This window comes from Niallia sp. RD1 (assembly GCF_024219955.1).
Classification (GTDB): Bacteria; Bacillota; Bacilli; order Bacillales; family Cytobacillaceae; genus Niallia; species Niallia alba.
Genome location: NZ_CP100420.1, coordinates 2,734,509 through 2,755,221, shown reverse-complemented (window position 1 = coordinate 2,755,221; position 20,713 = coordinate 2,734,509). Strand labels below are relative to the sequence as shown.

General features: G+C 34.8%; 22 protein-coding genes. 6 read left to right on the top strand and 16 right to left on the bottom strand.

Annotated elements, in window-relative coordinates; genetic code table 11:
* Positions 1–297 precede the first annotated feature (297 nt).
* Positions 298–855, bottom strand: a complete 558-nt coding sequence (locus NKG37_RS13245) for a histidine phosphatase family protein (protein WP_040344131.1) — start codon at positions 853–855, stop codon at positions 298–300.
* A gap of 303 nt (positions 856–1,158) precedes the next feature.
* On the opposite strand from NKG37_RS13245, the gene NKG37_RS13240 reads away from it, so the two are divergent.
* Positions 1,159–2,400: an IS110 family RNA-guided transposase gene (locus NKG37_RS13240; RefSeq protein WP_254414788.1), complete on the top strand. Its 1,242-nt coding sequence runs from the start codon at positions 1,159–1,161 to the stop codon at positions 2,398–2,400.
* Between the two features lie 111 nt (positions 2,401–2,511).
* Here NKG37_RS13240 and NKG37_RS13235 read toward each other — a convergent pair whose 3' ends face one another.
* The 3 genes from NKG37_RS13235 to NKG37_RS26110 form a co-directional block, all read right to left on the bottom strand.
* On the bottom strand, positions 2,512–3,132 hold the full coding sequence (locus NKG37_RS13235; protein ID WP_169188103.1) for an NUDIX hydrolase: 621 nt from the start codon (positions 3,130–3,132) through the stop codon (positions 2,512–2,514).
* 427 nt (positions 3,133–3,559) lie between these two features.
* A complete protein-coding gene (locus tag NKG37_RS13230) occupies positions 3,560–4,549 on the bottom strand; it encodes a Gfo/Idh/MocA family protein (protein WP_016202046.1) in 990 nt (329 codons plus the stop codon).
* A gap of 70 nt (positions 4,550–4,619) precedes the next feature.
* Positions 4,620–4,745 carry a hypothetical protein gene (locus NKG37_RS26110; protein ID WP_263479751.1) on the bottom strand — a complete coding sequence of 42 codons (126 nt, stop codon included), beginning with the start codon at positions 4,743–4,745 and terminating at the stop codon, positions 4,620–4,622.
* Positions 4,746–4,911: 166 nt separating this feature from the next.
* Between NKG37_RS26110 and NKG37_RS13225 the strand changes: the two genes are divergently transcribed.
* A complete protein-coding gene (locus tag NKG37_RS13225) occupies positions 4,912–5,766 on the top strand; it encodes a MurR/RpiR family transcriptional regulator (protein WP_169188102.1) in 855 nt (284 codons plus the stop codon).
* Here the strand turns inward: NKG37_RS13225 and NKG37_RS13220 are convergent.
* The 8 genes from NKG37_RS13220 to NKG37_RS13190 all read right to left on the bottom strand — a co-directional run bounded on the left by NKG37_RS13220 (position 5,743) and on the right by NKG37_RS13190 (position 13,108).
* On the bottom strand, positions 5,743–6,732 hold the full coding sequence (locus NKG37_RS13220; RefSeq protein WP_254414787.1) for a hypothetical protein: 990 nt from the start codon (positions 6,730–6,732) through the stop codon (positions 5,743–5,745). The genes NKG37_RS13225 and NKG37_RS13220 overlap by 24 nt on opposite strands.
* Complete coding sequence (locus NKG37_RS13215; RefSeq protein ID WP_016202042.1) at positions 6,729–7,517, bottom strand: ABC transporter ATP-binding protein; 789 nt, start codon at positions 7,515–7,517, stop codon at positions 6,729–6,731. The genes NKG37_RS13220 and NKG37_RS13215 overlap by 4 nt, the downstream gene beginning before the upstream one ends.
* Positions 7,518–7,802: 285 nt before the next feature.
* Positions 7,803–8,564 (bottom strand): class I SAM-dependent methyltransferase, encoded by a 762-nt coding sequence (locus NKG37_RS13210; protein WP_169188100.1) that lies wholly within the window; start codon positions 8,562–8,564, stop codon positions 7,803–7,805.
* A gap of 163 nt (positions 8,565–8,727) precedes the next feature.
* Entirely contained in the window at positions 8,728–8,937 is a 210-nt protein-coding gene (locus NKG37_RS13205) for a hypothetical protein (RefSeq protein WP_169188099.1), read from the bottom strand.
* Positions 8,938–9,255: 318 nt separating this feature from the next.
* A complete protein-coding gene (locus NKG37_RS26335; RefSeq protein ID WP_205835581.1) occupies positions 9,256–9,351 on the bottom strand; it encodes a GNAT family protein in 96 nt (31 codons plus the stop codon).
* Between the two features lie 468 nt (positions 9,352–9,819).
* Positions 9,820–10,914: an ABC transporter permease gene (locus tag NKG37_RS13200; RefSeq protein ID WP_224427414.1), complete on the bottom strand. Its 1,095-nt coding sequence runs from the start codon at positions 10,912–10,914 to the stop codon at positions 9,820–9,822.
* The gene (locus tag NKG37_RS13195; RefSeq protein WP_169188097.1) at positions 10,911–12,164 is read right to left on the bottom strand and encodes an ABC transporter permease; all 1,254 of its coding nucleotides are present in this window, start codon (positions 12,162–12,164) and stop codon (positions 10,911–10,913) included. The genes NKG37_RS13200 and NKG37_RS13195 overlap by 4 nt, the downstream gene beginning before the upstream one ends.
* An 11-nt stretch (positions 12,165–12,175) precedes the next feature.
* The gene (locus tag NKG37_RS13190; RefSeq protein ID WP_169188096.1) at positions 12,176–13,108 is read right to left on the bottom strand and encodes an ABC transporter ATP-binding protein; all 933 of its coding nucleotides are present in this window, start codon (positions 13,106–13,108) and stop codon (positions 12,176–12,178) included.
* A gap of 204 nt (positions 13,109–13,312) precedes the next feature.
* Between NKG37_RS13190 and NKG37_RS13185 the strand changes: the two genes are divergently transcribed.
* Both NKG37_RS13185 and NKG37_RS13180 read left to right on the top strand, forming a co-directional pair.
* Positions 13,313–14,641, top strand: coding sequence for a hemolysin family protein (locus NKG37_RS13185; RefSeq protein ID WP_016202036.1), 1,329 nt, complete (start codon positions 13,313–13,315; stop codon positions 14,639–14,641).
* 534 nt (positions 14,642–15,175) lie between these two features.
* On the top strand, positions 15,176–16,015 hold the full coding sequence (locus NKG37_RS13180; protein ID WP_169188095.1) for a YitT family protein: 840 nt from the start codon (positions 15,176–15,178) through the stop codon (positions 16,013–16,015).
* Positions 16,016–16,152: 137 nt separating this feature from the next.
* Here NKG37_RS13180 and NKG37_RS13175 read toward each other — a convergent pair whose 3' ends face one another.
* The 4 genes from NKG37_RS13175 to NKG37_RS13160 all read right to left on the bottom strand — a co-directional run bounded on the left by NKG37_RS13175 (position 16,153) and on the right by NKG37_RS13160 (position 19,938).
* Positions 16,153–16,797, bottom strand: a complete 645-nt coding sequence (locus NKG37_RS13175) for a response regulator transcription factor (RefSeq protein WP_169188094.1) — start codon at positions 16,795–16,797, stop codon at positions 16,153–16,155.
* Entirely contained in the window at positions 16,775–17,905 is a 1,131-nt protein-coding gene (locus NKG37_RS13170; protein WP_254414786.1) for a sensor histidine kinase, read from the bottom strand. The genes NKG37_RS13175 and NKG37_RS13170 overlap by 23 nt, the downstream gene beginning before the upstream one ends.
* Before the next feature lie 721 nt (positions 17,906–18,626).
* Positions 18,627–18,965, bottom strand: coding sequence for a DUF1516 family protein (locus tag NKG37_RS13165; protein WP_016202032.1), 339 nt, complete (start codon positions 18,963–18,965; stop codon positions 18,627–18,629).
* A gap of 67 nt (positions 18,966–19,032) precedes the next feature.
* Positions 19,033–19,938, bottom strand: a complete 906-nt coding sequence (locus NKG37_RS13160) for a fumarylacetoacetate hydrolase family protein (RefSeq protein ID WP_169188092.1) — start codon at positions 19,936–19,938, stop codon at positions 19,033–19,035.
* 280 nt (positions 19,939–20,218) lie between these two features.
* Here NKG37_RS13160 and NKG37_RS13155 point away from each other — a divergent pair, with 280 nt between their 5' ends.
* Together NKG37_RS13155 and NKG37_RS13150 are read left to right on the top strand one after the other, a co-directional pair.
* On the top strand, positions 20,219–20,440 hold the full coding sequence (locus tag NKG37_RS13155) for a spore germination protein (RefSeq protein WP_016202030.1): 222 nt from the start codon (positions 20,219–20,221) through the stop codon (positions 20,438–20,440).
* 23 nt (positions 20,441–20,463) lie between these two features.
* Positions 20,464–20,703, top strand: a complete 240-nt coding sequence (locus NKG37_RS13150; RefSeq protein WP_016202029.1) for a spore germination protein GerPB — start codon at positions 20,464–20,466, stop codon at positions 20,701–20,703.
* Positions 20,704–20,713: the final 10 nt, after the last annotated feature.

Here is a 20,713-nt window from a genome sequence, read left to right as displayed (position 1 = left end):
ATCTACATGCACTTTTGCGATCTCTTTGGCATCCTCCCCTTTTGCTTTTCTAATAATCATATATACTCTCCTTTTTCTCCTTATATATGGAAGGATTTCTTCCCTTCCCATTCCTTAAACCAAGTTACTTCAAGTCCAATTGATCCTGTTTGTATCCACTCTACTGCCTTTCATACAAGTGGAGAAGCATTATCTATGGATAGTTTATCTAAATTTTCTTATGAATAACTAACAATCTATTATTTTCTATGTAAATTCCATATACACCAAAAGGTAGATGAAAATTTTTCTGTTCGCTCACATGTTATTCCTCCAGATTCGGTTTACAGTTATCTTCTCTTGATTGAAATGGACCTGAAGAACATCTGGATTCGAGAGCTCTCTCCATTCTTTAAAACATACTGTTTGATCAAAATATTTCCATATCAAAGAAAGCAAGTTTCCATGAGTAACAATTGCAAAAGTCGTTTCCTTTCTATACATACACTCTTTTATAACAGTGACGCCTCTTTCCATTGCTTGTCTACTAGACTCTCCACCTTCGTATACGATGTCTAGGTTTGTAAAAGATTTTTCTAATAGCAAGAGCCACTCATCCAAGTTTTTGTCACTAAGCTTTCTCTCGATTAAACGTTCATCTTTATGGATCGGCAGCTGAAGCCTTTCTGCTAAAGGTTGAATTGATTTATAGGCACGCAAATATGTACTGGATAGGATATATTGAATATTCTTTTCTTCGAGAAAATCTGCTAGTTTAACAGCCTGTTTTCTTCCATTTATCGTCAGTTCAGCATCTTCATTTTGTCCTGTCGCCTCACAATGACGAATTAGATACATGGTTTTGTTTTTATTCATTTTTATATCCATTCCTTTCGCTTCGCTCAAGGCACAAAACGTAATGAAACAAGTTTGCACTGAGCGTTATTTTGGCAAATCTATAGCCATAGGGATACCAATCAACTACAAATCACGCGGAGGTGAGTGGGCTGCTCCAGTTGTGGAGTGACCGCATTTTTATATGTGTAGATTGCCTTTCCAAGCACAAATAAGTGTGACTTCGAGCACGCAGACTTATCTTTGTATAAACATTACTCGTTTATCGCTGGGCAATCAGTCAATGTTGTCTATCCCTATAAATCTTATAAAGGAGTTTTCCCTATGGCTTTAAAAATTGTTTATCCCATTTGTTGTGGAATTGATGTCCACAAATCCTTTGTTGTGGCTTGTATTGCCTCCACTTCCAAAGGAGTAACCACTTACAAACGCCATCGCTTTTCAACCTATACAAAAGGATTGCTTGAGCTGTCACAATGGCTTTGTGAAAATGATTGTCAGGATGTTTGTATGGAATCTACCGGGAAATACTGGATTCCTGTGTTCAATGTACTAGAAGATTCCTGTAACATCACCTTGGCGCATCCTAAGTATGTCAAGGCAATCCGCGGTAAAAAAACCGATAAAAAAGATGCTAAATGGATTGCTGATTTATTTAAACATGATCTTGTAGCCGGAAGCTTTATGCCTCCACTTGAGATTAGGCAGCTTCGTGACCTTATGCGTTATCGCTTCAAGCTGACTAACTTTATGTCGAGTGAGAAAAACCGTCTTCAAAACAGTTTAACTGTGTCTAATATTCAGCTTGGAAATATTGTTTCGGATACCTTCGGCAAAAGCTCCATGAACATTATTGAGAAGCTACTAAAGGATCCATTAGACACCTCATTTGATTTAGAACCTTTAATTCATGGCTCCATGAAGCATAAACTTCCTGAACTCGAGCTCGCTATTGATGGATACATTACATCTGAACAGGCTGAAAAATTAAAGGTTATTAAACAACATTATGAAGACCTTGGAGCCCGTAAAGCAGATCTTGAAAAAATTATTCTTTCACTTGCCACGTCCTACCATGATGAAATCAACTTAATCTTAACTGTTCCGTCTTTTAAAAACATTTTTTCCGCCATTGCCGTGGTTTCCGAAATAGGTGTTGATATGGACGTGTTTCCGACAGCTAAGCATTTATGCTCCTGGGCAGGACTTACACCCACAAATAACGAGAGTGCCGGCAAGAAAAAGTCAGTAAGAATTTCAAGAGCTGGATGTTACATAAAACCACTTTTGGTGCAATGTGCAACCGCAGTGGTTAAAAGTGAAAAACATCCCGAAATTCGAAACCGTTACCTACGGCTAAGAAAACGCCGTGGTCACAAACGAGCAATTATTGCGATTGCACGAATGCTTTTAACAGCTATCTACAATATTCTCAAAAAGAAAGAAGCCTATAACGCTGAATTATATTTAAAATCGGATGTTCTTCCAGTAAACCGTGAAATCACGGTAGAACAAGCGATTTTATTAGCTAAAAACCATGGTTATCATGTGTTAGAAGCATCTTGATTTTGTCGTATAAATTTTAAAAAAATCATCCAATGATGGTTTATTTGTCATGCATTCTTTTTGAGATAGTGATTTCAATAATTATTTCAGACTTCTCTCCTTCTCCCCCATTTACAAGTTCTCCTTTAAAGCTTGCATTAATCGATTGTAATAAGAAATAGGATGTGGCGCAAAATTTTCTCGTCCAACTTGTCGCTGAATCATTTCTCGTTGTCCACTTTCCTTCCTTTCATATCCAACAACTTCGATTAGCTGTTCCGTTCCTTCCCATAATGCATAGAAATCTTCCAATCTAGTCGATACAATTCCCGCTACTTCTTCTTCCTGTAATTGAAACTCATCGAAACCTATGTTTCTTTTATATAAAAAAGTATGGGCAAATTCCTTGTCCAAAAAGTTTCCATTGTTCATTTCATAATTCAACACACCTAAGTAAATTAACTCCTCCATTTTCGCATATATCCCAATCTCTTCTTCCATCTCTCTTATACCATCTACAATCTCTTCATGTGCTAGCAAATGACCCGCTGCCGTAATATCTAAAAGATTGGGATAATCCTTTTTCAAAGGACTTCTAATTTGTAAATAGAGGTACAATTGTCCATCCTGTTCAGATACAATCCAACAATGAAAGGTTTCATGCCATAATCCCTTTTCATGAACTTCGCTGCGGGTTGCAATACCGATTTGTACTCTCTTTTCGTCAAATACTTTTAATTGCTCTTCTTCCATGATGTTATCGCTCCTCTTATATTCTTTATAATAGAATCCTTCTTTATTTACTAACCATTATGAGTTAAATCTCCTTAATTTTGTATACTTTTATATCTCCTTTTCATAAGTGCAATATTAATGGGCTTAACTATTACCAATGAGGAAACACATTATAAATAGACATTCTAGAAAATGATAAATTGAAACTTCCATCAGTGGGGTTTTCCTTCCTCCCCCACTGATGGTAAGTTGAAACAATCAGACCTTTGTGGACAGTTGATCTCCCACCTATCTTCCTCGTATTCTCATAAGCTTGAGGGGGGAAAGTCTTACTGTCCGTTAAGAGTGGGATATAAATACCTGTTTTATCTATATATCCATAAAGGTTGGACTAATGACTAAAAAGAGTCCTCTATTAATAGAAGACTCCATTCTTACCTATATTTTATAATTCATCGGCAGCAAATACTATTCCCGCCCTTTTTCTAGCAACTGTAATAATCTCCATCACCTGAAGGCTATGTTCTAGTTTTTTCAACATTTCACTTTTATTTTTCTCACGAATTATTCTTTCGAATGCGACAAATTCTTCGTACATTCGATGTGTATGCTCATTTTTATTCATATTTTCAACTACTTTACTAGCAGTACTAATTGTAAAAGAATCAAGACTATTAACAGGTCCATTAACTGTTAAGAAGCCATTCTCTCCTTGAATAGTAGCAAATGATTGACCCATACTATCTTTAGATCCGATACAGACCGCTTTAAAGCGATCATATTCTAAAATCAAGACTCCAGAAGTATCAATTCCCTGAGACAGATTTGGATAATACTGTACACCGTTTGGTTTCCCAAATATCCCTACAACAAAATGAATATTATAACTATTAATATCCATTAATGCACCACCTGACATCTCAGGATTAAAAGCCGGTAAGATATTGCCTTCTTTAAAGGCATTGTACCGAGATGAATATTGAGAATAATTTACTTCTACAACCTTTACATCACCTAATTTAGGTAACAATTCCTTTATTTGTGAATAGTTTCCTCTATATTGATTAGTAATTGCCTCTATTAAATAAAGATCGTTACTTCGTGCGATACTTTCCAATTCCTTTAATTCATCTAAGTTAGATGTAAAAGGCTTCTCACAGATAACATGTTTTCTAGCTCCTAATGCTAGTTTTGTATAGGAATAATGAAGATGATTTGGTAATGCTATATAAATTACATCTATTTCAGTATCAGCAAGCATTTCTTTATAATCTACATATATTTTTTTGATAAGATATTCTTTTTGTAAAGATAATAAGAATTCTTTTTTAGCTGGTCTTCCAAAAATCGCCACCAAGTCTATTTGGGGTATAGATTTAAACACAGGTAATAAATCCTGAACAATCATTCCTGCTCCCACTATTCCAAGTTTCATTTCATTTACATCCTTTCATTCCCTCTTCTAAAATTGCCAATTGTAATAGTGTTTCGTCATCTTTTATTATTTATTCCTCCCGATGTATGATAGTATAATAAATTGTTTTCACCTTTATATTTTCTCTTTGTAAAGCAAAAGGAAGGTGATACCGATTTGTACTTTTACCATTTCTTATATATCCAATTGTTAGCATAAAAATACTCCTTTTTATCCTCAATGAGTTTATTATAGGATGGAATAATAGAGAATTCCATGTAAGGATCTTGATTTAACGGATTTAGGATAAAATGTTCAAGACTTAACCTAAAATAAAGCTGTTTTGATGAACAAAATGTTCAATTTTAAAGGAGTGAGACGGTTTGTTGCTAGAACAAATTGCAAATAGAACGGATTATACTGCAGCAGAAAAAAATATTGCAAAATATATATTGGAGAATGCTAACTTAATTGAGAGAATGACAATCCAAGAGTTAGCACAAAAAACATTTACTTCACATACTTCTATCATTCGCTTTACTCAAAAATTAGGGATGAAGGGCTTTAAGGATTTTAAGATTATGCTTGTTAAATCTATCGAACAGAAAAACCATGTCTTATCTGAAATTAATCCCAATATTCCTTTTGAAAATGAAGCTTCCCTTATGAAGATTAGTCAAGATATGATGTATTTAACTCAACAGTCAATCAAAGAGAGTTACGAATTATTAAATGAAATATCACTGTTTAAGATGACTAAGTATCTATACAAGTCAAAACGAATCTTTATGTATGCTGTAGGGGATTCCCAAATTCGGGCAGAAAGTTTTCAAAATAAACTTTTAAAAATAAATAAATATGCAATAATTGCAACGGCTCGTAATGAATTTGCCAACAATACTGTTAACATTGATATAAATGATTGTGCCTTCTTTATTACTTATGAAGCTAAATCAAAGGATGACTTAATTGCTGCTCGTATATTAAAAGAGAGACAGGTGCCAATTTTATTACTTACAGCCTTTCCTGAAAGTAAACTAGCCAAAATGGCTGATGTTGTTTTAACCATACCAGCTTTAGAAAAAAAAGAAACATACAAAATAGCTACCTTTTCATCACAAGTAGCTATTGATTATGTACTTAATGTGTTGTTTTCCAGCTTATATCAAATTAATTACTCACAGAACATAGAACACCAAAGAAAAAGTACGGAATTAATCGATAGCTTTCTTTTTTAATATAAAAAGTGATAATAGCCATTTTCTAAACTTTGAAACCTTTCTTTTTTTCGCTTTACTTTGGCTCGTCAATTTTTCTAAGTTTTTCTCAAAAACAGGAATTAGCTTCCCATAAATATTAATCGCGATAATTGGTAAAACAAGAGCGAGAGTGGCGAGAAGTATCATCATCTTTTCGGTATTCCCATTCAAAATCCATTCATACGGACCTGCAAACCACATTGGAATGATAAAAATATGCCACCAATGTACTTGATACACAATATTTAAATCAACAAACTCAAAGCTTCGAATAACAAGCTGATACCCTACCATAATAACGATAGACAAGCCAATCTGAACATAGTTGATTATATCCTTTAGTTTTTCTCCATCAAAAAAACGCAGAATAGTCATGTATAGTAATGCTGTAATAACAACAATAAATAAGTTGGCTAAAACAAGAAGAACAACCGTTATTAAGAAAAAGACAATGCCTTGTTTTATGAGACTTACGACTAACGGAATAAAGGTGATCGCAATTGTTAGTTGAGACAGATAAATCATTATATGTACCACTTTTGCTGCATTGATTGTTCGCCTATTAATTGGTTTCGTGTGTACAATATGCTTGTCGCGAACATCCAATAATACAGCAGAAAAATCTGAAATCATAGAAGTCATAACGAGAAATAAAATAATTCCAAAAGAAATACTCATTTGAAAAAGGTAGTTGTCACCGAATGCCATAAACGGAATAAGAACTAATCCCATAAAAGCATATAACCATAAAGATTTTATATAGGCATATTTATCTTCTTTCTTTTCTTTTTTCTGATTAGACTGTGAGAAGATGGTTGGTAGTTTGCGTTGATCCATCATAAGTTTTACTTGAAGAATGGCCCTTAACACCTCATAATCGATGCCTAATTTCTGAAAAAAAGCTTTAAAGCGATCAAGAAGTTTTAATACCGTATAATCTGTCATGATTGCACCTCTTGCACAACGGATACGAAGGATTCCCCAATTTCTCTATGATTATGAAATCCTGTAAGTTGATTAAAGATACCTTCTAAACTTCCTTGTTCATTTTGTGTCTGAAGCTCTTTGAAGCTTCCATCTACCACAATCTTTCCCTCATTTAATAAAATAATTCGACTACTTATCTTTTCTACAACATCCATAATATGAGAAGAATAGAAGATTGTTTTTCCAGATGATGCGAGCTGTGCAAGAATTTCCTTAAATATCATCACACTATTAGCATCTAGCCCATTGATTGGTTCATCTAGAAATAAAATATCAGGGTTATGTAAAACACTAGAAATAATTAATAGTTTTTGCCGCATTCCTTTTGAATAAGAGGATATTCTGGAATGATAAACCTCACCAATTCCAAACAGCTCCATTAATCTTTGCGCTTTTTGATCAACAAAATCTGCATTCATCCCATATAATTGGCCTATAAAGGTTAAATACTCATAGGCAGTTAGATTATCATACACCTCTGCTATCTCTGGTACATACCCAATTCTCCGCTTATACTCGATTGAATCTTGATTAATTTCTTTTCCGAAAAGTTTTACTTCCCCTTCATTATAACTTTCAATCCCAAGGATAATTTTAACGGTGGTGCTTTTTCCAGCTCCATTCGGTCCAATATAACCAATAATCTCCCCGCGTGAAACATGAAGATCAATCCCTTTTAAAACCTCCTTTACACCATAGTTTTTCCGTAATCCTTTTATTGTAATGATTTCTTCTGTAGCCATTGCTTTTCCTCCCTTATAGACTTTTCTGTCTCTATTATTCTAAAAAGGAAAAAATATCCTTTCTATCCATTGTACCATTCCTCTTTACAGCATTTGTAATATGTTTTTATATTCGATAAAAACCATGTTAAGAAAAATTTCATTAGCAGGGCTTTTTCCTCATTCCCCGCGAGTTTCAACACCTAGCTTTTCGACCAAATCTTGAGCTGGATCGTTAAAAGTGGGATAAAAAAACTCAGCAAAAGCCTTTAAGGCTTCTAACTGAGTTTCTGTTATTATTCTCGTTTATTTACATTTTACCTTCATATAAAAGCGAGATTGGGTAGCATCCAAGTATCCCACTTCTTCTAAATGCTGATAAAGCCGATACAATGCATCTTGGTATTTTTCTACGCTAAAATCTGGAATTTGCCAAGGAATCGCTTTTAAATAGAAAAGAACTGAGCCCAAGTCATAAAATCGCTGTGTAGGAAACTCCTCTCTTTGCTCTAGAATCTCCCATTGGTCAATAGAAAAATTCTTGAGAGCTGATTGAAGATTCCACTCCTTAAATTCAGAATTAACAGCAACTCCAAACCAGTCATTTAACTCCTTGCAATCCCAGCCACCTACTTGCTGGGTGATAAAGATTCCATTCGTCTTTATTATCCTTTTTAACTCCTTTACAGAGTATGATTCATGCCTGTTAATTATTAAGTCGAAGTGATTATCTGGAAACGGCAAATGCTCATTATCAACAACTTCATATACTTTGACTCCTAAAGGTTCTAACTTCCTTTTCGCAATCGGTACATTCGGTTTATAGCCTTCTGTTGCATAGACGGTTGGTGGATAGTACCCCTTTAATAGAGAAAGAAACTCTCCGCCACCAGTACCCATATCCAATATAGCAGTAGCTCCCTGCATTGCGGAGATCACTTTACTACCATAAGACCAGGAAAGCAGGCTGTTTTGGATTCTCCCTGTATCATAGATGCTCGAAAAATCCCAGCCTTCAAACTTCTCGTTTATTTCCTCTAAATACCTATGAAAATTTGAATCTTTCACTTTTTATTCCTCCTCTATTTTCTCTTTTCCTACAAAAGATAGTGGATAGTGGAGGGCCTCTGCAATAATGATTTTATATTTCATGTTCCAGTAATCTCATATCTTCGCATCCTCTCAAGCTTATTTATATAACCATTGTTGTATACCATTTTTCCTATCATTCTTAATCGAAAAAATAACGATAGTAGGTAATAAAGGTAACGAGAATACTAATAACGATAAATAAAATAAGTCCAATAATTATTGGCGAAATCCGGAAATGAAAAGGACCAATTCCAGCTTCCTCCCATGTCCAGCCGGCAATGTTTGCATTGAAGGTTGCATTGGTTTGATGAATATATAGACGAAAAAGATAAACAATTCCAAAAAGCAAAAGACTGCCTAATAAGATGGTGTCGATAAAGTGAAACTTCCATCATTGGGGGTTTTTCTTCAACCCCCACTGATGGTTAGTTGAACCAATCGGACCTTTACGGACAGTTGATCTCCCACCTATCTTCCTCGTATTCTCATAAACTTGAGGGGGGAGTCTTACTGTCCGTTAAGAGTGGGGTAAAGTTCCATCCTAATAAATAGGATGCAAACCATATTATCAATGTTTCGACTGTTAAAGTTGCTAAAATTATATAGATACTTTTCATGCAAATCCCCTTATCATTTTTGCTCATTACTAAATCTGTTATTTGAAAGTTTAGTTTTTTTGATACAGATGAATAGCTCTTGTATTATGTCCAAGTATATGTAATGAAAGTTTCTTTGCACCTAAAGTTTGAACGTATTTTCCCAATGTTAAAAGGGCTGCTGTTCCATATCCTTTATCTCCATAAATAAGTACCTGCCTTCCACAGACAGATACTTATTTAACTACCTTTTTTACTTACTACATATCTCTAATAGTGTCATTCGTTAATCGCACGAGGCTACCACTTGGCTCAAAAATAACAGAAATTAATAAGGTAAGAGGCAGAACAACCACATATAAAGTGAAACTTCCATCAGTGGGGGTTTCCTTCCCCCCCCACTGATGGTTAGTTGAACCAATCGGACCTTTACGGACAGTAGATCTCCCACCTATCTTCCTCGTATTCTCAGAAGCTTGAGGGGGGAGTCTTACTGCCCGTTAAGAGTGGGATAAATATCCTTTAACTATTTTTCGTATCAAGTGTTTCAGCTCCTTCCTCATCAATTTTGGAATCTATTTCCTTTATTATACACCGTTTTTTATTTTTTCGAAATATTCCATCATAACATTTTTTTACACATGTCTTTTTTCAATAAGCTGAATGCCGATGCCTAGCATAATCGTTCCCATTAAACAAAGAATTCCTGCTGGAACCATGATGTCCATCCATGAGGCACTTTCAATAATCCCTTTTTTTAATAGCTCCATTCCATAAGTAATGGGAATAAATTTAGATAAAAGAAGCATTACTTTCGATGTAACGATTTCAATTGGCCAATATGCTCCGCCAAGCATAGCAAAGCTAACTGATACAAGTGGAATAATGGCATTGAACTGGCTTGGTGTTTTAACAAGACCTGTAAGGAGAATCGTTAATGCCACGATGGAAAATAAGTATGGAATGATTAGTACATACACCAAATAAAAATTTCCATTAAAATCAATATTTAATCCATATTTAAAAAGAAGAAAGATCATAATAATTTGTGCGTATCCTATGAAAAAGCTAAATACTAGATGTCCTAAATATATTTGGGCTTTCGACGTAGAGGATAAGATAAAACGATCCCATATTCCATTTTGTTTATCTCTTAGTATCTCTATTACCGTAAATGAAATGGTATAAATACAGAAGAATAAAGTAAATCCAAATAACGACTGGAGTGACTGATTATAAGTCGCTTCTTTTTCTGATAAAGTTTGTTCATTTGATACCGGAATAATTGGCGTTTCTTTATTACTTATAAGCACCCTTTTTGCTTCTTCTTTATCCGCTGCATTATTTAATAATGCATCTTCCTTCAGCATATAACCATAATAGGTTTGAAGAAAATTTTGCACCATTAATACATTGGCAGTTTCGGCTATCCTAAAGATCGTATAAGTATCTGCATTTATCGATACCCCTACATCTGCTTCCCCTTTTGCCAATTGTTCCTTTACTTCTTCTTCTGTATATGAAACAAACGAATAACTCTCACTTTTATTCAAATCCTTTAAAATGTTATTTGCTTTCGTCGACTGATCAGTGAAAATTGGCACCTCTACTTTTGTAAAGGAAGAGATCCCGACTAAATAAGCAAATACGATACAGATAAGGGAGGTTATAATAAATCCGCCTGGCTTTCTTATAAATTTCTTGCATTTCCCCCATAGTACTGCATTCATCGTATCCCTCCTCTTTTCTTCAAGGTAACTACACTAAGTAAAAGCAAAAGAACAGAAAACAAAAGAATTGCTCTTAGCTGACTCCATATATCCCCTAAGGAGTACCCTTGATATACTTTTAAATACGCAGTAAGCGCAGCTCCCCCAGGAGAATATTCACCTAATGTTTCCATAAATCCGCCAATTGCACTCACATTGAAAAAACTGCCGCCAATAAAAGCTAGGATCGGAACAATGAGAGACGAAAAAATACTTTCCACATTTCGTGAATTAGTAGCAAAAGCAACCGCAGTAGTAAATGTGGCGAATGTTGCTGCCATTATGCTCACAGTCAAAGTTACGAATAAATGATTGATTATACTAGGAAAGACTACTCCATAAATCAATGCTGTTAAGCTAAATAAAATCGTTAATTGTAATAAAGATAATATAAATGCTGCCATAAAAACGCCAGTAAAAAATACGATTTTTGGAACATTTGCTAATAAGATTCGCTCATACATAAGCTCTTCCTTTTGCTGAAAAGCAAAACCCGCTACGGTTGTAGAAATATAGAACACAAACATGACACACATTCCCACTCCATAATAAGCAAAAGCACTAATCTCTTTTTTCTTTTCAATATTCTCAATTTGTCCATATATGTTTGTATTTACTAATGCGGAATAATCAATTTGAAGATCTTGTGCTGTTTTTTGATAAACCCATTCTTTTTGATAATTTGTAATAATATCTTGGATAATGGTTGCACGAAGGGATTGTTCATCCTTTGTCTTTAGGATCCACGCCGGAATCGTTGTGTTTTTTTCTAAAAGATTATTATAAAATTTAGTAGTAAAGCCTTCTGGAATAAGTAACACACCGTCATAATCTTTTTCCTTCACTTCTTTTATGTTCCGATATTCGGTGATAGATAGAACTTTCTTTAATTCTGGACTCTTTCCTACTACATTAATAAATATGTTTATCGGTTCAAGGGATTCAATAAGCGCTATGTTAGCTGCTTTTTTCTGTTCGGCTGCATTAGACTGTCTAATTTTCTCTATTACTTGTTGTTGTGCTTGGTCTGCTTCATCTTCCACTACAACAGCGAGCTTTGCAGTCACTTCTACCTCTTCATTATTATTCAATGCCCCTAAAGCACTTCCAAGAATAGTTATGAGTACAAATGGCATAAGCAGTAATACAATTAGTTCCCGTGGTCTTCTCCAAATCATCAATAATTCTTTCTTTATCATTTGCCAAAGCATATGGTACCCTCCTAATCCCTTAATTGACGACCTGTTAAATGCAAGAAAACATCTTCTAAAGTAGGTGTCTCAATATGGACAGAGAGTACATTTGTTTTCTGCTCTTCGGCAATTCGCAAAATATCTTTCAGTAAATGAACTTGTCGTGGCACGATTACAGTAATTACTGATTGTTGAATGGAGATATTTTTAATATTTTTATGATGGCGGAGTGCTTCTGTAAATTCATGCTTTACTATTTCCACCTTAATATTAATGGCAGTTTCTGCGGAGAGGATGTTTTTTATATCCTCTTTCGCGCCAGAAGCAATAATTTCACCATGATCCATAATATAAATGCGATCACAAAGAAATTCGACTTCTTCCATATAGTGACTGGTGTATAGGACAGTCATTTGCTTTTCTTTATTTAGCCTTTTAACGGTTTCTAAAATGTAATTTCTTGATTGGGGGTCAATTCCAACGGTTGGTTCATCCATAATAATAATTTCTGGTTCATGAATTAATGCAACACCAATATTTAATCTTCTTTTCATCCCACCGGAAAAAGTTTTCACTAAATCCTTTTCCCGCTCCTTTAAACCGATTATTTCAAGAACTTCATCTACCCTCTTTTGTAGTATATTTTTAGGGATTCGGTGCATTTTTCCAAAGAAAAGTAAGTTTTCTCGTGCAGATAAATCCAGATAAACAGCAATATCCTGTGGGACTACTCCAAGTATTTTTCGTAATGTCTGTGGTGTTTTTAAAATACTTTCGTTATTTAGTCTTACATCTCCAACATCGGGAGCAATTAACGAAGATATCATGGAGATTGTAGTAGATTTCCCAGCCCCATTTGGTCCAAGCAATCCTACTATTTCTCCCTTCTCTAAATATAAATTAACGGAATTTACAGCTTGTTTTTGTTTAAATGATTTAGATAAATTCATTATCTCTAACAAGGTCATCATCCTTTCTATATACAGAATAATGAAAATACACCTCGATTCCTATACCTATAGGTCATTTTTTTCCAAAAATAAAATGACTCAGGTCATATATTTTTTATTCTTATTGAAAATTACAGCAAATTGGCAAAAAGCATACTTTCCCTTAAAAAGGGTAAAACATAAAGAAGATAATCTCTCGGAAAGGAGCTGAAAGATTTGGGCATTTTAGTCCTAGTCATTCTAATTGCATTAAATGCTTTCTTTGCTGCCGCAGAAATTGCGCTCATTTCCTTAAATGACAATAAAATTAAACATATGGCGGACACAGGTCATAAGAAAGCTAAAATAGTCTATAAACTACTATCAGAGCCTAGTAAATTTTTAGCCACCATCCAAATTGGTATTACCCTTGCAGGATTTCTAGCCAGTGCCTTTGCAGCTGATAGCTTTTCTGGTCAATTGACAGAGTTATTTTTAACAATGGGAATTCCTCTCTCTCAAGGACTGCTTGATTCTATTTCAGTCATTATTATTACTCTACTGTTATCCTATTTCACCCTTGTTTTTGGTGAATTAGTTCCTAAACGAGTGGCTTTAAAGAAAGCAGAAGGTATTGCGATGTTTGCTGCAAGTCCATTAACGGTACTTTCCAAAATAACAGCACCATTTGTCGCCTTCTTAACATTCTCCACCAATCTAGTTGCACGCCTATTCGGAGTACGTCCAGGTGAGGAAGATGAGGAAGTAACAGAAGAAGATATAAAAATGATGATAGATGTAGGAAATGAAAGAGGAAGTATTGACGAAGATGAGCGAATGATGATCCATAATATTTTTGAATTTGATAATAAAAATGTCACGGATATTATGACCCATCGCTCCAATATGGTAGCCATTCCTTCCGATTACACATTAAAGGAGATAGCTACTCTAGTGAACCGTGAAATGTATACTCGCTACCCTGTTTACGAGGAAAACATTGATAACATTATTGGCATCCTACATTCCAAAGATCTGTTAGCCTATATGGGCAAAGAAGATACCTCATTTCAATTAAGTGAGATTATTCGCAAACCTTATTTTGTATTGGAATCAAAAAGAATCGATGAATTATTTATCCAGATGCAAAAAAATAATGTTCTTTTTGCCATTGTCGTCGATGAATATGGCGGAACAGATGGAATTGTTACAATGGAGGATTTAGTTGAGGAAATCGTCGGCAATATTTTTGATGAATACGATGAACCAAAACCTCCTGAAATTAAGATTATCGGGGAACATACCTATCTATTGCAAGGGACTATTAGTTTAGACGATGTGCAAGAATTATTGAAAATTACCTTGCCGATAGAAATTTATGATACATTAAGTGGTTTTCTCATTAGTAAGATTGGCTATATTCCAAATGATCAGGAAAAACCATCCATCACTTTCAAAAACTTTGAATTTCAAGTAGAAGAGATTGTAGATCGCAGAATCAGCCAAATAAAAGTAACGAAAATAATCGAAGAAGAATCACCAACAAACAATACTTTAGAAAAATGACTCTTTCAAAAGAAAAATGGCTTATCTTTACCTAAATAAGCAGCAGACTTTGTAAAAAATTGATATATTTGAAACTCCCACTTCCGACATGATGAGTGGGAGTTTACTCTATCCCTCTCATTTCTTCACATTTATTCCCGATTATTCGCCTAAAATATCACCAAGCAAATACTATCCTTTGAATCGTTCACAAGTAATTTAAGTAACAGTAACTTTCCTGTTGCCACCATACCTGTACTAATGTAATCCCTCTTTTCTTCTTCCTATTCCATCAATATGTACTAAGTAAATTTTCCCCTTCCTAAAGTTCAACTAACCATTCAGTGGTGGTTTTCCTTCCTCCCCCACTGATGGTTAGTTGAACTAATCGGACCTTTATCTCCCACCTATCTTCCTCGTATTCTCATAAGCTTGAAGGGCGAGTCGTACTTTCCGTTAAGAGTGGGATAAAATTTTTCCTATGAATTAACGGCTACCTTTATTATACTTGATAATGATTTAGCATTTACTTTATGTTCTATTGGAGGTTTTTTTATGAAAAAATACGGAAAGGATATCCTTGTAATTATATTTGGATCCTTCCTTTTTGCATTAGCTGTCAATTTATTTGTTATTCCTAATGACTTAGGAGAGGGAGGAGTTACCGGGGTAGCCATTATTGCTTATTACTTATTTAAATGGTCGCCAGGTATTGTTAACTTTACGTTAAATAGCATTTTATTAATAATCGGCTATAAATTTTTAAGTAAACAAATGATTGTTTATACCATTATTGCAGTCTTCTTCAACTCATTATTTTTACATCTAACAGAGTCATGGACGATATATTCTGATGAATTATTTGTTAATGTCATTTTTGGTGGAGTTTTTGCTGGGGTTGGAATCGGTTTAATTATAAGAGTAGGCGGTACAACAGCTGGTTCTACTATTCTCGCAAAGCTAACCAATAAGTATCTCGGTTGGAGTATTAGTTATGGCTTATTATTTTTTGATCTACTTGTTGTATTTGCATCCTTTTTCCTTATAAAAGCAGAAGGGGTCATGCTGACAATTATCATGCTCTATGTTGGAACAAAGGTAATGGAATTTGTCATTGAAGGCGTTAATCCGAAGAAAGCAGTCACGATTATTTCCAGTCACCCCACTGAAATTGCCGATCAGGTAAACGAGCAATTAAATCGTGGAGTCACTGTATTATCTGGACATGGCTATTATACAAAAGATGAAAAAGAAATACTGTATATTATTATTAATAAACAAGAAGTTGTTAAACTAAAGAAAATAGTAAAGCAAACAGATGAGAACGCCTTTATTACCATTCACGATGTAAGGGACGTCTTTGGTGAAGGTTTTATCCATCTCTCTAAAGCATAATAAGGGGATTTCTGGGCCAAATCCCCCCTTTGGCTTATTTGTGTATATGTAAGTTGAAATCTACTCAGATTTTGCACTACTAGATACTAGATTTACCCAACAAAGAAATTACTTCATGTTCTATTCCGCTCTGGGATTTATATATAATCATTCCGCACTGCATATATGGCTAATTGAGTTCTATCTCTTAATTCTAATTTAGCTAAAATTTGGGTGATATGATTTTTTATCGTTCCAACTGATAATAATAATTCACTGGAGATTTCTTTATTTGTTTTTCCTTGACCAACTTTTTTTACGATTTCGATTTCACGTTTTGTTAGTGCAACCATCTGATTCAAAGAATTGTCGTAATGGCTCTCTCTCTTTAAGAGCTTAGGCATTAATTTAGCTGCAACTTGATCATGTATCGCCATACCACCTATTAAACAGCTTTTTATACTATTTACTAGCGTAACACTATCTGTCGTCTTTAGCAGAAAGCCATTAGCACCCTCTTGAAATGCTTGTATTGCATATTCTTCATCATTAAAAGTCGTAAGGATCAGTATTTTTATATGCGGAAATTGCTGATGAATTTCTTTTGTTGTCTGCATTCCATCCATAATTGGCATTCGAATATCCAAAAGGACAATGTCGACAATTGTACGCTCTAATAAAGACAATACTTCTTTTCCGTTTCCCGCTTCAGCAACAACTTGGATTTCTTCATCTTGTTCGATAATCATCTTTAAACCATTTCTGACAATCGCTTGATCCTCAGCAATTAACACGCGAATCATCTCTACATTCCTCCCCAACAGGAATATTTCCTTGTAAAATAAATTCTCCATCCAATTGAAGAATCTCTAATTTGCCATGTCCTTCTTCCATTCTTTTTTTCATGTTTTCTAACCCAAATCCGTAATGAAAAGGATGTTTATGTATATAAGGGTTTCTAATTTCAAACGTTAAGCTGCCAATTGGTGAAACACCTAGCGTAATATATACTGCCCTTGAACTCCCATATTTCATCGCATTTGTTATTCCTTCCTGGATACAACGATATAGAACTGCACTTTGCTTATTACTCAGATTGACTTGAAGTACTCCTTGTTTCGTTGTAAAGTGAACATGAATATTGTTTTCACTTTCCAATTTTTTAACAAGAGCAATAATGGAAGCAATTCCTCCAAGTTCTTCAACTTGTAAAAGCCGAACCGCTTTTCTCGTTTCTTCTAAGCATTCCTCTGTCATATTTTTCAAAAGGAGATATTGCTCTTTCTTCTCTTTAATCCAATATTGTTCAATTTGCATCATTAAGGCTGTCAGCTGATGACCGACAGAATCATGCATTTCTCTGGCAATAAGATTTCTCTCCTCCACTCTTGCAGCATGCTCATTGTAATAAGATTGTCTTTTTTGTATACGATAATCACTTAATAAAGATTCGTATGTCTCCCTGATTTGTTGATAATCTTCGTCCAGTTCATTTAAACGTACAAGTAGATACGAAATTAGCAAGAAGAAACTTATCCAGATCATAGTAGGATAGGAAAATAATATAATGCCAATAGCTAGGCTCATCAATAAAAACAGGATTACAACCATTCGAAAGAAATCGCTTGATGTGTTTGAACTCATTTCTATCATAAAATAAAAGAGAAAAAGCAAGAGATACGCATATAATTCTTTTCCGACTGCAAACTGGATTAATTCTAGAATAACGATGATGGAAAGAAACGGAATGCTTTTTCTTGTAAACACAGGTACAAGAAAATAGAATGCCAGAATAATAGATAAAAGAAATAATAGCATGACAAAATGCCAAGCATCTGTGTTATATGCTTGATATAACGCACCTAAACATAAGAAAAACAGAATTCCTGTTTTTATCGTAAAGACCTTCATTAGTTCCCCTTTCTAACAGCATCTCTTTTTTATAGGATGTTTTCGTAGAGTTTATTGCTCATTACCGGCAATCCTGAGTAATTAATATTATTCGCATCACTTCTTTAAAAAATGGAGGCTGGGACATAAGTATTCCAGCCATAGACAAACCCGAACAACTATCAAATAATCCTAAATGATTGTTCGGGTTTTATTAGTTTTATAAAAGGCTGTTTCAGTACAGTTAGTGTTAATATCCGCAGCCTGAATACACTTCGCTTTCCATGGGGCGAGCGCCGAGCCGCTTCGGCCTCTGGCCTGCAGGGTCTCGGACTTTCTCGCAGCTCCCATAGGAGTCTACGTGTATTCAGGCTGCTCCATATTTCCTACTAATTCATTTTTTTTCTAAAAAACAATAATTTTTAGGGAATTGCCTTTAAAAACAGAGTGGAATGGAGCGGAAGACACTCGACTCCTGCGGGAAGTAGAGCAATCTTTAGACCCCACAGGCTTTAGCCGAGGAGGCTTAGGTTGCTCCCCGGCGAATCGTGTGTCTGTAGCGCAATGGAACGAATTAGTTTTTACACTTGACTATATTTAAAAACATAAATAACCATTGTATAAAAGGAACCTTTATTTAAGAGATAAATTAGAGATTGTTCGTCTTTACAGATTGGCTATCTAGTTTTGTCCCAGCCCCTTGTAAAAGATATCTCTTCTACAAGCCCTCTCGTTGTTTCTATTAAATACTATATCCAATCACTAATACGAGAATAAAGGAAACTACCAATAAAATCCATAGTGTTTTTGTATTTTCCCCTTTTTTTGTGCGAATAAGTACCATTTCAAGCATGCCAATAACCCAAATACCTACAAGCATCTTTATCGTATGCATGAAATCCATCCCTGTTTTTGCGATTAAGCCAATCCCAGAACCAATAATAAGAATGTATACAACCCGTAACACCATATGTAGGATTTTACTTCCCTTTTCTTTTCCAGCTTTATGTAAACCGAATGATAAGGCAAATAGAACTAGCCCAATAATCCACGTCAGTACATGAGCATCTGTTGAACTCATATATATTCCCCCTCCTTTTCTCCATTATTTTAACATATATCGCTTCATTTCCTCTATTTTCTACTCTTTACTTATCTCTTGCTACTTTATTTATAAGAGTGCCAATCCCTTCAACCGATATTTCAATGGTATCTCCTGCCTTTAAGAACCGAGGCGGATTAAATCCTTTCCCTACTCCAGCAGGTGTCCCTGTTGCAATAATATCCCCTGGCTCTAACGTCATTCCTTTAGACAATACACTGATAACCTCTTCGATTGGGAAAATAAAATGCGTAGTATTAGATTGCTGTCTAACTTCTCCATTTACCGTTGTAGTAATATTTAATGAATTGGGATCTGTTATACTATCACTTGTCACAATCCATGGCCCCATCGGAGCACTCGTGTCCAAGCTTTTTCCAATGAAAAATTGCTTATGTTTCTTCTGCAAATCTCTTGCTGTAATATCATTTAAGATAGTATAGCCAAATATGTAATCCAATGCCTTCTCCTTCTCAATCCCCTTTCCTCTTTTCCCAATAACAACTGCAAGTTCACCTTCATAATCAAGCTGTTCGGTTACTTCTTTATGTTCTAGAACATCATTCAGATGTCCAATAACCGTTGTCGGAGCTTTTGTAAAGACCATTACGTGCTTAGGAATATCTTCTTTACTTCCCATTTCTATTGCATGTTCTACATAGTTTTTCCCAACGCAAAAGATATTTTTTCTCGGTCTCGGGATAGGGGCTAAGAACTTCACTTTTTCCATTGGAATATAAAAATTAGCTTGATCATTTTGTTCTTCTATCCAATGAATTAAACTTCTTACATTATTTAAAAAGTCTTCTTGTTCCATACATGTAACTAAGTCTTCTGCATAGGGGCGTCTGCCTGTACGCTTTTCTTCCGCATCATTCAATGGCACTATTCCATTTTCATCCACTATTCCTACCAAAATTTTCTCTTCTAAAGAAATTGTCGCAAACTTCATTTCTCTTCCCCCCATTTTTATGACTAAAATCATTTAAGAAAATTATAAACTTTCTAAATGCTTTTTCCAAATAGAAAAAAGACTTGCTTAAACTCATCAAGATAATTAACTACCTAACACAATTATTTTCCGCTTGCTTATGGACAGATTTCTAGTCATAGTACAACCATTCATAAGAATAAGTTAATTAGGAGAAGAATTTATCTATCTAGGTAAATGTATCACCTATTCTGTTGTGTTCCATAGTATGTATAAGAATATTGTATAAAGGATGTTGAATATGCCAGCAATCGTTGGAGTAGCTCAAGTCATATCTGTTGGGGGTAGCTCTATTTTTAATATTGGCGATGTTTATAAAATGATGCCTATCTCTAATGCGAAGACTTTTTCTGGATCTGGCTCTTTTAATACAGGTGATGGATTAAAAGTTACTAACTATCGTAGTTCTACTAATACGTATGATAACGACGGTCTGGATCAACCAATTGCAGGAAATGCGTAAGTAGACTAAAGGGTGATGTGTAAATGAATTATTTTATCCAACAATCCATAGTCATTAACACGATTAAAATCGGAGGTATCTCAAACTCCTCTGTATTACAAATAGGTAGCGCCGGTATCATTAAACCTGCCTCTTATTTATACAATACAGGCGGATTCACCGAATCAGCTCCCGAACTTAAGCCAGATCAGCCTGGATTAAACATTGCAGATGAAGAAACGGTTTTCTCACCTGCAGTTCCCTTGCAAGCTCCTCGAAAATAGGAAAGATTTG